This window comes from Streptomyces sp. NPDC014891 (assembly GCF_043081085.1).
In the GTDB taxonomy this organism is placed as follows: Bacteria; Actinomycetota; Actinomycetes; order Streptomycetales; family Streptomycetaceae; genus Streptomyces.
In genome coordinates, this window is sequence record NZ_JBIBWF010000006.1 from 304812 (window position 1) to 316556 (window position 11745).

Consider the following 11745-nt stretch of genomic DNA (forward strand, 5'->3'; position numbering starts at 1 on the left):
TCAAGTGCGCTCCGCCGCCCGGGGCAACAGGAGGGCCGGACGGCTCGGCCGAAAGAGTGAGTCCCGAGGGCGTAACCGCAGGGCCCGCGGAGCCGTTGTGCAGCGTGACGGCCGTGGCGGGGAAGACCCCCGAGCCCCCACCACGGCCGCAGACCACCCCGCGCGGACCGCGCTCACGTCACCCGGCGTCCTCGCCGGGCCGGGCCGGGATCCGCCCGCCATGGCCACCGGCTCGGGGCCGGGCGGGCGGTCCGTGCGTCACGCCAGGCCGGCGCGCTCCATGGCCTCGACGCCGGCCCGCAGCGCCGCCACCCGCTCGTCGAGGGTGAAGCCGGCCGGGGCCAGGGTCAGGGTGGTGACCCCGGCCTCCGCGTAGGCCGTCATCCGCTCGGCGATCCGCTCCACCGGGCCGAGCAGCGAGGTCTGGTCGATCAGGCTCTGCGGCACGGCCGCGGCGGCCCCCGTCTTGTCTCCGGACAGGTACTTGTCCTGGATCTCGGCGGCCTCCTTCTCGTACCCCATGCGCTGCGCGAGCTGGTTGTAGAAGTTCTGCTTGCGGCTGCCCATGCCGCCCACGTACAGCGCGGTGTACGGACGGAACACGTCGGCGAGGGCGTCGACGTCCTCGCCCAGGGCCAGCGGCACGGTCGGACAGACGTCGAAGCCGTCCATCGTCAGGCCGGCCTTCTCGCGTCCCGCGCGGATGTGCCGGAGCGCGGTCTCCTCCAGGTGCGCGGCGGAGGGGAAGATCAGCAGCGCGCCGTCGGCGATCTCGCCGGTCTGCTCCAGGTTCCTGGGACCGATCGCCGCGATGTAGAGCGGGATGTGCTCGCGCTCCGGGTGGACGGTGAGCTTGATGGGCTTGCCGGGGCCGCCGGGCAGCGGCAGGGTCCAGTGCTCGCCGTCGTAGCTGAGGCGCTCGCGGGTCATCGCCCTGCGGACGATCTCGACGTACTCGCGGGTGCGGGCGAGCGGCTTGTCGAACTTCACGCCGTACCAGCCCTCGGAGACCTGCGGCCCCGAGACGCCGAGGCCGAGGCGGAAGCGGCCGCCGGTGAGCGAGTCGAGGGTGGCGGCCGTCATGGCCGTCATGGCCGGCTGACGGGCCGGGATCTGCATGATCGCGGAGCCGACGTCGATGCGCTCCGTCTTCGCCGCGACCCAGGCGAGCACGGTGGGCGCGTCGGAGCCGTAGGCCTCGGCGGCCCAGCAGACGTCGTAGCCGAGGCGGTCCGCCTCCTGAGCGACGGCGAGGTTGTCGCCGTCCATGCCCGCACCCCAGTAGCCGAGGTTGATGCCGAGCCGCATGTCCACGCACCCCTTACCCATCGGTAACGTCCTTGTGGGCGGGACTCTAGCGCGCGGCCGGGGCGGCCGTCAGGACGCGGTTGTCCACAGGCTCTCTCCGCGTGGTGCCCTGGCCAGTAATCTCGCGGCCATGGAGCAGAGGCATCTCGGACGTACGGGCCTGCGTGTGTCGCGCATCGGACTCGGCACCCTCACCTGGGGCCGGGACACCGACGAGCACGACGCCGCCGAGCAGTTGAAGTCGTTCTGGGACGCGGGCGGCACGCTCGTGGACACCGCCGACGTGTACGGCGGGGGCGAGGCGGAGTACCTGCTCGGGCGTCTCATGGAGCGGCTGGTGTCCCGGCAGGACCTGGTGCTGTCGACCAAGGCGGGCAGCGTCCCCGACCCCGACCGGCGCACGGACGGCTCGCGCGGCCACCTGCTCGCCGCGCTCGACGCCTCCCTCGCCCGGCTCGGCACGGACCACGTGGACCTGTGGCAGCTGCACGCCTTCGACCCGTACACGCCGCTGGAGGAGTCGCTCCAGGCCCTCGACATCGCGGTGCGCAGCGGGCGCGCGCGGTACGCGGGGGTGGCCAACTTCTGCGGCTGGCAGCTCGCCAAGGCGGGCACCTGGCAGCTCGGCGGGGACCGGACCCGGCTCGCGGGGGCGCAGCTGGAGTACTCGCTGCTGCAGCGGGGCGTGGAGCGCGAGGTCCTGCCGGCGGCGCAGGACCTCGGGATAGGCCTGCTGCCTTCCTCCCCGCTGGGCCGCGGGGTCCTGACGGGCAAGTACCGCGGCGGGACGCCGTCCGACTCGCGCGGGGCCTCGGAGACGATGGCGCCGTTCGTGGAGCCGTACCTGGACGATGCCGCGAGCAGGATCGTGGACGCGGTCGCGACGGCGGCGGAGGGCCTGGCGACGACCCCGCTGCACGTGGCGCTGGCCTGGGTCCGCGACCGGCCCGGGGTGACCGCGCCGATCGTCGGCGCGCGCACGGCGCGTCAGCTCGCGGCCGCGTTGTCGGTGGAGACCCTTAGTCTTCCTGACGAGATCTGTCGGGCGCTGGACGATGTGTCGGCGCCCGTGCACCGCTATCCGGATCACGACTGGAGCACCTTGTGACCGAGCCTGCCGGGGAGACCGCGCCCGAGGCACCCGAGGACGGGGCACCCACCGACGACGCACGGGAGGACGCGCACGAGGGAGCCGCCGAGCCCCCGGCGCCGGAGGCGGCCGAGGAGCCGGCCACGGCCGAGGAGTCCGCGGTCGGCGGGGAGCCGCCGGCGGACGCGGGTGCCGCATCCGAGGGGGAGCCCGGCGTCGCCGACGAGGCGGACGGGACGGACCAGGCGGACGAGCCCGCCGGGGACCGTGCGTCCGAGGCCCCGGACGAGGCCCCGGACGAGGCCGCCGGGGACGCCCCGGAACAGCAGTCCGACAGCCCCGGGTCCGCCGGGGACGGGACGGCGCAGGCGGCCGGGGGCTCGGCTGAGACCGCGGCCCCTGACACGCCCGAGCTGAGCGACGCGCAGGCCGAGCTCGCCGCGCAGCGGGAGCTGCGGGCGAGAATCGAGGCGCGGAAGGCCGAGAAGGAGGGGCCCCTGGCGAGCGGCGCCAAGCTGAGCGGCACCGCGGCCGACCTGCTGGCGGCCGTCCGGGCCGTGGAGGGCGGCAAGGCCTCCGGCAGCACGTTCTACGAGGCCCCCGAGCCCGCGCCCCGCCGCACCGCCCCCGAGGCGGCCCCCGTGATGACGGTGCGTCCGCCGGTCCCCGCGCAGGCGCCCGCGCCCGCCCCCGGCACGACCGCCGCCGTCCGGGAGGTACTGGCCAAGGGCGGTGCGCCCGAGGCACTGGCCGGGCAGGTCGCGGCCGTTCTCGGCGAGGGCGCGGCCCAGGCCCTGCTGGACGACCCCTGGCAGCTGCTCGCGGTCTCCGGAGTGCGCCCCGAGCAGGCCGACGGCTTCGCCCGGGCCCTGCTCGGAGCGGAGTGCGGCCCCGACGACCCGCGCCGGGCGGTCGCCCTGACCGTGTGGCTCCTGGAGCGGGCCGCGCTCCAGGGCCACACGGCGCTGGAGATCGACACCGTGCGTGCCGGGCTCGCCGGACACGCGGTGCCCGATCCCGGAGCGGGCGTCGAGGAGGCGGTGTCCGCGGGCGCGGTGCTCGTCTTCCAGGAGGAGACGGCCGAGGAGCCGCCCGCGGGGGACGAGGAGGACGAGGAGGGCCCGGAGGCCCCCGAGGGGCCCGCCTCGCCGGTGCTGCTCGGGCTCGACCGGTACGCGCTCGCCGAGGAGAGCCTCGCGGACGGACTGGCCCGTCTGGTCCGGACGGCGACGGCCGACACCTGGGAGGGCTCCGAGCTCGAACGGGCCGCCGGAGCGCACGGACTCGTCCTGCACACCGGCGGCGAGGCCTCCCGCGCCGAGCCGGTCGCCCTGGCCGCGGCCGCCCGCGCGCGGGGACTGCGCGCCCTGGTGGCCGTCCACGCGGACGCCGGCCGGCGCGCGCTCGGCCCCGCGGGGGCGGACGCGGTCACCGTCGCCGCGCTGCTCTCCGGAGCCGCCGGTCCCGGCCGCGACGAGGAGGGGGCCTTCGCGCTGGACCTCCTGGTGGTGCTCGACGCCCCGCAGCTGGACGTGGAGACCGCCGCGATGCTCGTCGAGTCGCTGCCCGACGGCTGCCGGCTGGTGCTGGGCGGCGACCCGGGCGTCCTCGGTGCGCCGGGAGCAGGCCAGGTCTTCGGCGACCTGCTCGCGGCCCGGGTGTGCCCGCGGATCGCCTCGCGCCTGCCCGATCCTGGGCCGCTCGGCGAGCTGGTGTCGGGCATCGGCGCCGGCGAGCTGAACCAGGTCGAGGCCCCCGGCAAGGAGATCGTCATCGTCCCGGTGCGCGACGCCGGCGAGGCCGTGCACCGCACCGTCCAGCTGGTCGCCGACTCGGTGCCGCGGGCGATCGGGGTGCCGGCCGACCAGACCCAGGTGGTCACCGTCGGCCACGGCGGCTCCGCGGGCACCCGCGCCCTCAACACCGCGCTGAAGCAGCGGCTGAACCCCGGCCCCGGCCGCTTCGGCGGTTTCGACCCCGGGGACCGGGTCGCGTACGCGGAGGTGCCGGGGCGGACGGTGACCGGCACGGTCCTGTCGGCCGACGCCGAGGGGCTGCGGCTCCGCTGCGGCGACGCCGAAGTCCTTGTACCTAAGGAGCGAGTGGAGGCGTCGCTGCGGCACGGCTGGGCGGTCACCGCGCACCAGGCGGCCGGGATGCGCTGGCCCGCGGTGGTCGTGGCGCTCCCGGGCGACGCCGCCGGCGGCCTGAGCAGGCCGTGGGTGTACACGGCGTTCGGCCGCGCGGAGCGGCATCTGTCCGTCGTGCACGGTGTGGACCAGGCGCTGCCGCGCGCGGTGGCCGAAGGAACGGCCCCGGAACGGACGACCCGGCTGCGTCCGCTCCTGGAGGCGCTGCTCGCCGTGCCCGAGGAGTAGGACGCGGAACGGCGGAGGGCCGGGACACCGATCGTGGTGTCCCGGCCCTCCGCCGTCTCCCCGCGCCGTGCGCTCCCCCGAGGCTGCCTCAGGGGGCGCCGGCCCCGGCCTCCCGGCCGGTGTCGGCGTCCTCCGCCTCGTCGGTCTCGTCGGCGTCCTCGGCGTCTTCCAGGTCGTCGTCGAAGACGGAGCTGACGTCGAAGCGGCAGACGATCCGCTCCGGATCTGCCTGCTCGAAGGGGGCGTTGAGCCACTCCCCCGGTTCCGGCAGTTCCTCGGCCGCGGTGACCCACAGCGTGGAGTCGCCCTCCTCCAGGCCGAACTCCTTGTGCCGGGAGGCGATCTCGTCCGGTTCGTACTCGCCGAAGAGCACCCCGAGGGCGGCGAGCGGCGAGACCCCGGCCCGGGCACCGGGTCCGGTGGGGTCGGCGCCGCCGTCGGCCTCGGCGACGCGGCGGGCCTGGGCGAGCAGGCGATTGGGCTCCGCGACGGCGTAGTCGCGGCGGATCAGGAGGCTGAGTGCGTGCGGTGCGTCGGGTCCGGCGTACGGCGGCAGTGCGCCGTCCGCGCCGGGGATCTCGAAGGGAGTGACCTCGTCGTACCGGTCGTAGAGGAGTTCGTCGTACGCCTCGGCGGCTCCGGCGAGGGCGTTGAAGGCTTCGTAGACGGCCGGGTCGTCGTCACCCGTGCGGCGTTCGACCGCCGTGAGGTGACGGTCCAGTGCGGCTTTGACCGCCTCGGCGGCGGCGCGTACCTCGGCAGCGGTGGGCTGCGCAGCATCAGACATGGGACGCACGCTATCCGTAGCGGGCCCGTGCCCGCACAATAGATGCGATGCCGGAATACGAATTTGTCGACGTGTACGTGCCGCGCGGTGTCTCCCGCAAGGAGGCGACGCGCCTGCTGACCGACCATGCCGAGTACGGACACTGGGAGTTGGACCGTCTCACCCTGCACCGGGACGGAAGCCGCAGAGTGCGGCTGAAACGGCGGATCATCCGCCAGGTCCGCGCGACCTGGTAGCGCGACGAGAAGGGGCCCCGCGGTGTGCGGGGCCCCTCTGCGTGGTGCGCCGGCCGGGGCGCCGCCCGGCCCGGATCACCGTCCGGGTGTCCGGTCGGCGGGGCATCGGACGGCGGCGCGGGTCAGGCGGCGCTGCGGGTGCGGCGGTAGATCAGCGAACCGGCGAGCAGCAGGCCCGCGCCGGCGGGGACGATCACGCCGAGCGGACCGGAACCGGTCTCGGCGAGTTCCTCGACGGCACGCGGCGGGGTGCCGTGCGCACCCGGGGTGTTCGGACCGTTCTCGCCACCGGGGGTACCGGGCGTACCCGGGGTTCCCGGAGTGCCGGGCGTACCCGGAGTACCGGGGTTACCCGGGTTACCGGGGTTGCCAGGGTTACCCGGATTCCCAGGGTTACCGGGGTTGCCAGGGTTGCCAGGGTTGCCAGGGTTGCCAGGGTTACCCGGATTCCCGGGGTTGCCCGGGTTACCGGGGTTGCCAGGGTTACCGGGGTTACCGGGGTTGCCAGGGTTGCCGGGGTTACCCGGATTCCCAGGGTTCCCGGGGTTGCCCGGATTCCCGGGGTTCCCGGGGTTCCCGGGATGCGTCGGCTCGATGCCGTTGCCGCAGGTGTTGCCCGCCGCGGCGTTGCCCAGGCCGACGCCCGTGATGCTGTTGCCGCACACGTTGACCGGGACGTCGACGGGCACCTGGACGGTGTTCCCGGAGCCGACGCCCGGGGAGTTGCCGGTGTGTCCGCCGGCGGAGGACCCGCCGCCCGGCTTGCCGGGCTTCCCCGGCTTGGAGGTGTTGGCGCACTTGTTGCCCATCGCCGGATTCAGCAGTCCGACGACGTTGACGGTGTTTCCGCAGGCGTTCACCGGTACGTGGACCGGGACCTGGACGGAGTTCCCGGACGCGACGCCCGGGGAGTTGGCGGCCGCGCCGTTCGCAGCGGAGTCGGCGTGCGCGTAACCGCCGCCGACCGCGGCGAAGACACCGCCGGCTGCCGCAACGGTGATCAGACCCTTGCGCGTGACCTGTCGCATAGTTCGTTCCCTGCCTGCTCGGCTTCGAAAGAGTGCCACCGGGTGGAACACCCGGGGCGGAAATGGCCACCGGCCCCGGAGTGCATGGCACGCACTCCGGGGCCGGACCGGCTCACACCCTCACGGGGCGAGGCACAACGTCAGGCGTTGACGCAGGTGTTGCCGAAGGCGGGGTTCAGCAGCCCGATCACGGAGACCGTGTTGCCGCACACGTTCACGGGAACGTGAACCGGCACCTGGACGACGTTGCCCGAGAGGACACCGGGGGAACCGATGGCCGCACCCTGGGCACCCGAGTCGGCGACGGCCATGCCCGCGCCCGCGAGAACCAGACCGCCAGTGGCAGCCGCAGCAGCGACGACCTTCTTGATCATTATTCCTCCTAGTTGGAAATGCGGTCCCAGCCGCGGACCGCACCACCTGTAACGAGGGGGAATGGTGGGGGCTACGAGCCCCCGTGTTCATTCACTCTTTCCGGTCACATGCAAACGCGCGGACGAATTCAGCAGGCGTCGATGAAACGGTCCAGGACGCGGGCGCCGAACTTCAGGCCCTCCACCGGGACCCGCTCGTCCACCCCGTGGAACATGCCGGCGAAGTCGAGCTCCGGCGGCAGCTGGAGCGGGGCGAAGCCGAAGCAGCGGATGCCGAGGTCGTCGAAGGACTTCGCGTCGGTGCCGCCGGAGAGCATGTACGGCACGGCCCGGGCGATCGGGTCCTCGGCGCGCAGCGCGAGCTGCATGGCGTCGACCAGGGCCCCGTCGAAGCTGGTCTCCAGGGCCTTGTCGCCGTGCACGTCCTCCCGCTTCACGTTCGGCCCGAGGATCCGGTCGAGGTCCGCGAGGAACTCCTGCTCGTAACCGGGCAGGAAGCGGCCGTCGACGTGCGCGGTGGCCTGGCCGGGGATGACGTTCACCTTGTAGCCGGCGCCGAGCATCGTCGGGGCGGCCGAGTTCCGCAGGGTGGCGCCGACCATCTTGGCGATGCCGCCGAGCTTGGCGAGGGTGCCGTCCATGTCCTCGGGGTCGAGGGGGGTGCCCAGCGCGTCGGAGAGCTCGTCCAGGAACGAGCGCACGGTCTTGGTGACCCGCACCGGCCACTGGTGGCGGCCGAGGCGGCCGACGGCCTCGCACAGCTCGGTGATGGCGTTGTCGTCGTTGGTCATCGAGCCGTGGCCGGCCGTGCCCTCGACGGTCAGGCGCATCCAGTGCATGCCCTTCTGGGCGGTCTCGACCAGGTAGAGCCGCAGGTTCTCGTTCACCGTGAACGAGAAGCCGCCGACCTCGCCGATCGCCTCGTCGACCCCGTAGAAGAGGTCGCGGTGCTTGTCGACCAGGTGCCGGGCGCCGTAGGTGCCGCCGGCCTCCTCGTCGGCGAGGAAGGCGAGGACGATGTCGCGCGGGGGCTTGCGGCCGCTGCGCAGCCGGTCCCGGACGACCGCGAGGGTCATCGCGTCCATGTCCTTCATGTCGACGGCCCCGCGGCCCCAGACGCAGCCGTCGGCGATCTCCCCGGAGAAGGGGTGGTGGGTCCAGTCCTCGGCGTTGGCCGGGACGACGTCGGTGTGGCCGTGGATGAGCAGGGCGGGCCGCGAGGGGTCCTCGCCCTCGATGCGGGCGACGGTGGAGGCCCGCCCCTTGTGCGACTCGATGATCTGCGGTTCGAGCCCGACCTCCGCGAGCTTCTCGGCGATGTACTCCGCCGCCGCGCGCTCGCCGGGCCCGGAGTGGTCCCCGTAGTTGCTGGTGTCGATGCGGATGAGGTCGCGACAGAGGTCCACGACCTCGTTCTCGGCGGTCCCGGCGGCGCCGTTCCGGCTCGTGTTCGACTCGCTCACGCTGCTTCCTCCCACTACGTGCCCCACGTGGTTGCTTCGGTCCTCGCTCCATCCTCCCGCGTGGCCCCCTTCCCGCCCAAGGGCGGCCCCCGGCCGACATGCGGCTGTCACATGACGGGGGCCACCCGGGGTGGTGATCCGCCACCCCGAATGTTTGCTATGGTTTTCCTCGTCGGAAGGGCCCAGCGGCCAGGACGGCAGACACCTTGTCCGGGTGGCGGAATGGCAGACGCGCTAGCTTGAGGTGCTAGTGCCCTTTATCGGGCGTGGGGGTTCAAGTCCCCCCTCGGACACCACACGGAAGTCCCGGTCGATCTCATCGACCGGGACTTTCGGCATGCGTACGTGTACCTGCGGTCACGAGGCGGAACGGTGAGAGGGAGAGCGAAGGCGCCGGTGGCGCCGCTGCCGCAGCGGGACGGGGTCGATCCCGTGCGGCTGCGGCTGCCGGAGGATCCGGACGGGGTCTGGGCGACCGTGCGGGAGCACCTGCTCGACCGGTACGGGGCGGCCGTCGGGGCCGGGCGGATCGAGGAGATGCTCGGCGCGGGGCGGTTCGTCGGGGTCGACGGGCCGGTGGCCGCGGACGACCCGTACACGGCGGGCCGGTACGTCTGGTTCCACCGGGACTTCCCCGCGGAGGAGCCCGTGCCGTTCCCCGTCGGGGTGGTGTACCGGGACGACCGGATCGTCGTCGCCGACAAGCCGCACTTCCTCGCCACGATGCCGCGGGGCCGGCACGTCACGGAGACCGTGCTGGCGCGGCTGCGGCGGGAGCTGGACCTGCCGCGGCTCCAGCCCGCGCACCGGCTCGACCGGCTCACGGCGGGCCTCGTGCTGTGCGTCGTACGGCCGGAGGACCGGGGGGCGTACCAGACGCTGTTCCGGGACCGGCTGGTGCGCAAGGAGTACGCGGCGGTGGCGCCGTACGACCCGGCGGTGGCGCTGCCGGTGACGGTGCGGAGCCGGATCGAGAAGGAGCGCGGGGTGATGGCCGCCCGGGAGGTGCCGGGCGAGCCGAACAGCGAGAGCCGGATCGCGCTCGTGGAGCGGCGGGGCGGGCTCGGTCTGTACCGGCTGGTGCCGGAGACCGGGCGGACGCACCAGCTGCGGGTGCACATGAACGCGCTCGGGCTGCCGATCCTGCACGATCCGGTCTATCCGGTGGTGCGTGAGGACGGGCCGGAGGACTTCCGGCGTCCGCTGCAGCTGCTGGCGCGGACGCTGGAGTTCACCGACCCGTTCACGGGTGCGCCGAGGCGGTTCGGGAGCCGGCTGGCCCTCAGTGGCCTCGGTTGATCCACTCCTGGAGGTGCGGGGCCTCGGCGCCGATCGTGGTGCTGTCGCCGTGGCCGGTGCGGACCGCCGTCTCCGGCGGGAGGGTGAGGAGCTTCTCGCGGATCGAGTCGACGATCGTCGGGAAGTCCGAGAAGGACCGGCCGGTGGCGCCGGGGCCGCCCTGGAAGAGGGTGTCGCCGGTGAAGACCGTGCCCAGGTCGGGGGCGTACAGGCAGATGCCGCCGGGGGCGTGGCCGGGGGTGTGCAGGACCGTGAGGTCGGTGCCGGCGATGGTGAGGACCTGGCCGTCGGCGAGGTCGCCGTCGGGGCTGTGGTCGGGGTGGGTCTGCTTCCACAGCGGCTGGTCGGCGGGGTGAAGCAGGATGCGGGCGCCGGTGGCGGCCGCGAGCGCCGGGGCCGCGTCGATGTGGTCGTTGTGGGCGTGGGTGCAGACGATGGCGCGCAGGGCGCGGCCGTCGAGGGCGGCGAGGATGGCCTCGGCGTCGTGGGCGGCGTCGATGACGATCGCCTCGGTGTCGTCGCCGACGATCCAGACGTTGTTGTCGACGTCCCAGGTGCCGCCGTCGAGGCTGAAGGTGCCGGAGGTGACGACGTGGTCGATGCGGGCGGCCATCAGAAGACCACCACCGAGCGCAGGACGTCGCCCTCGTGCATGCGGCCGAAGGCCTTCTCGACGTCGTCGAGACCGATGGTCTCGGTGACGAAGGCGGAGAGGTCGATGCGGCCCTGCTGGTGCAGGTCGACGAGCATCGGGAAGTCGCGGGAGGGCAGGCAGTCCCCGTACCAGGAGGACTTGAGCGAGCCGCCGCGGCCGAAGACGTCGAGGAGGGGGAGTTCGAGCTTCATCTCGGGGGTGGGGACGCCGACGAGGACGACGGTGCCGGCGAGGTCGCGGGCGTAGAAGGCCTGCTGGTAGGTCTCGGGGCGGCCGACGGCCTCGATGACGACGTCGGCGCCGAAGCCGCCGGTGAGCTCGCGGATCGCCTCGACGGGGTCGGTGGAGCGGGAGTTGACGGTGTGGGTGGCGCCCATCGTGAGGGCCGTCTCCAGCTTCTGGTCGTCGATGTCCACGGCGATGATCTTCGCGGCTCCGGCGAGGCGGGAGCCGACGATCGCCGCGTCGCCGACGCCGCCGCAGCCGATGACGGCGACGGTGTCGCCGCGGCCGACCTCGCCGGTGTTGATCGCGGCGCCGATGCCGGCCATGACGCCGCAGCCGAGGAGGCCCGCGACCTCGGGGGCGACGGCGGGGTCGACCTTGGTGCACTGGCCGGAGGCGACGAGGGTCTTCTCGGCGAAGGCGCCGATGCCGAGGGCCGGGGACAGCTCGGTGCCGTCGAGGAGGGTCATCCGCTGCTTGGCGTTGTGGGTGTCGAAGCAGTACCAGGGGCGGCCGCGGAGGCAGGCCCGGCACTGGCCGCACACGGCGCGCCAGTTGAGGATCACGAAGTCGCCGGGCTCGACGTCGGTGACGCCCTCGCCGACGGTCTCGACGATTCCGGCGGCCTCGTGGCCGAGCAGGAAGGGGAACTCGTCGTTGATCGCGCCCTGCTTGTAGTGGAGATCGGTGTGGCAGACGCCACAGGCCTGGATCTTCACGACGGCCTCGCCGGGGCCGGGATCGGGGATCACGATCGTCTCGACGCGTACCGGTTCGTTCCTGCCGGGGGCGATGACCCCCTGGACGTGCTGCGGCATCGCGAACTTCCCTTCCTCCGACCGGATCTTGTAAGGCTCTTGCGTACCACTATCTCCTGACAAAAGGCGAGACCCCCGCAGGCC

11 protein-coding genes and 1 tRNA gene are annotated in these 11745 nt (G+C 73.6%); 5 read left to right on the forward strand and 7 right to left on the reverse strand.

The window, feature by feature from the left end:
- Positions 1-258 precede the first annotated feature (258 nt).
- On the reverse strand, positions 259-1308 hold the full coding sequence (locus tag ACF09E_RS19800) for an LLM class F420-dependent oxidoreductase (protein WP_392206417.1): 1050 nt from the start codon (positions 1306-1308) through the stop codon (positions 259-261).
- A gap of 130 nt (positions 1309-1438) precedes the next feature.
- Between ACF09E_RS19800 and ACF09E_RS19805 the strand changes: the two genes are divergently transcribed.
- A complete protein-coding gene (locus ACF09E_RS19805; protein WP_361858946.1) occupies positions 1439-2416 on the forward strand; it encodes an aldo/keto reductase in 978 nt (325 codons plus the stop codon).
- Positions 2413-4776, forward strand: coding sequence for a helix-hairpin-helix domain-containing protein (locus ACF09E_RS19810; RefSeq protein ID WP_392206303.1), 2364 nt, complete (start codon positions 2413-2415; stop codon positions 4774-4776). The genes ACF09E_RS19805 and ACF09E_RS19810 overlap by 4 nt, the downstream gene beginning before the upstream one ends.
- An 88-nt stretch (positions 4777-4864) precedes the next feature.
- On the opposite strand, the gene ACF09E_RS19815 is transcribed toward ACF09E_RS19810, so the two are convergent.
- Entirely contained in the window at positions 4865-5563 is a 699-nt protein-coding gene (locus tag ACF09E_RS19815) for a hypothetical protein (protein ID WP_392206304.1), read from the reverse strand.
- Positions 5564-5610: 47 nt separating this feature from the next.
- Here ACF09E_RS19815 and ACF09E_RS19820 point away from each other — a divergent pair, with 47 nt between their 5' ends.
- Positions 5611-5799: a DUF5703 family protein gene (locus tag ACF09E_RS19820; protein ID WP_073915128.1), complete on the forward strand. Its 189-nt coding sequence runs from the start codon at positions 5611-5613 to the stop codon at positions 5797-5799.
- Between the two features lie 122 nt (positions 5800-5921).
- Here ACF09E_RS19820 and ACF09E_RS19825 read toward each other — a convergent pair whose 3' ends face one another.
- The 3 genes from ACF09E_RS19825 to ACF09E_RS19835 all read right to left on the reverse strand — a co-directional run bounded on the left by ACF09E_RS19825 (position 5922) and on the right by ACF09E_RS19835 (position 8664).
- Entirely contained in the window at positions 5922-6827 is a 906-nt protein-coding gene (locus ACF09E_RS19825; protein WP_392206305.1) for a chaplin, read from the reverse strand.
- Between the two features lie 140 nt (positions 6828-6967).
- On the reverse strand, positions 6968-7201 hold the full coding sequence (chpH, locus tag ACF09E_RS19830; RefSeq protein ID WP_030315925.1) for a chaplin ChpH: 234 nt from the start codon (positions 7199-7201) through the stop codon (positions 6968-6970).
- 128 nt (positions 7202-7329) lie between these two features.
- Positions 7330-8664 carry a M20/M25/M40 family metallo-hydrolase gene (locus ACF09E_RS19835; RefSeq protein WP_392206306.1) on the reverse strand — a complete coding sequence of 445 codons (1335 nt, stop codon included), beginning with the start codon at positions 8662-8664 and terminating at the stop codon, positions 7330-7332.
- Between the two features lie 208 nt (positions 8665-8872).
- On the opposite strand from ACF09E_RS19835, the gene ACF09E_RS19840 reads away from it, so the two are divergent.
- Both ACF09E_RS19840 and ACF09E_RS19845 read left to right on the forward strand, forming a co-directional pair.
- Positions 8873-8960: transfer RNA gene (locus ACF09E_RS19840), tRNA-Leu, on the forward strand.
- Between the two features lie 76 nt (positions 8961-9036).
- Positions 9037-9963 (forward strand): pseudouridine synthase, encoded by a 927-nt coding sequence (locus ACF09E_RS19845; protein ID WP_392206307.1) that lies wholly within the window; start codon positions 9037-9039, stop codon positions 9961-9963.
- On the opposite strand, the gene ACF09E_RS19850 is transcribed toward ACF09E_RS19845, so the two are convergent.
- Both ACF09E_RS19850 and ACF09E_RS19855 read right to left on the reverse strand, forming a co-directional pair.
- Positions 9947-10576 (reverse strand): MBL fold metallo-hydrolase, encoded by a 630-nt coding sequence (locus tag ACF09E_RS19850; RefSeq protein ID WP_392206308.1) that lies wholly within the window; start codon positions 10574-10576, stop codon positions 9947-9949. The genes ACF09E_RS19845 and ACF09E_RS19850 overlap by 17 nt on opposite strands.
- The gene (locus tag ACF09E_RS19855) at positions 10576-11661 is read right to left on the reverse strand and encodes an S-(hydroxymethyl)mycothiol dehydrogenase (protein WP_392206309.1); all 1086 of its coding nucleotides are present in this window, start codon (positions 11659-11661) and stop codon (positions 10576-10578) included. The genes ACF09E_RS19850 and ACF09E_RS19855 overlap by 1 nt, the downstream gene beginning before the upstream one ends.
- Positions 11662-11745 lie beyond the last annotated feature (84 nt).

Excerpts from the sequence above, each read along its gene's own strand:
- chpH (WP_030315925.1), bottom strand. The coding sequence starts at position 7,201 with ATGATCAAGAAGGTCGTCGCTGCTGCGGCTGCCACTGGCGGTCTGGTT.
- ACF09E_RS19825 (WP_392206305.1), bottom strand. The coding sequence starts at position 6,827 with ATGCGACAGGTCACGCGCAAGGGTCTGATCACCGTTGCGGCAGCCGGC.
- ACF09E_RS19850 (WP_392206308.1), bottom strand. The coding sequence starts at position 10,576 with ATGGCCGCCCGCATCGACCACGTCGTCACCTCCGGCACCTTCAGCCTC.
- ACF09E_RS19800 (WP_392206417.1), bottom strand. The coding sequence starts at position 1,308 with ATGCGGCTCGGCATCAACCTCGGCTACTGGGGTGCGGGCATGGACGGC.
- ACF09E_RS19815 (WP_392206304.1), bottom strand. The coding sequence starts at position 5,563 with ATGTCTGATGCTGCGCAGCCCACCGCTGCCGAGGTACGCGCCGCCGCC.
- ACF09E_RS19805 (WP_361858946.1), top strand. The coding sequence starts at position 1,439 with ATGGAGCAGAGGCATCTCGGACGTACGGGCCTGCGTGTGTCGCGCATC.
- ACF09E_RS19855 (WP_392206309.1), bottom strand. The coding sequence starts at position 11,661 with ATGCCGCAGCACGTCCAGGGGGTCATCGCCCCCGGCAGGAACGAACCG.
- ACF09E_RS19820 (WP_073915128.1), top strand. The coding sequence starts at position 5,611 with ATGCCGGAATACGAATTTGTCGACGTGTACGTGCCGCGCGGTGTCTCC.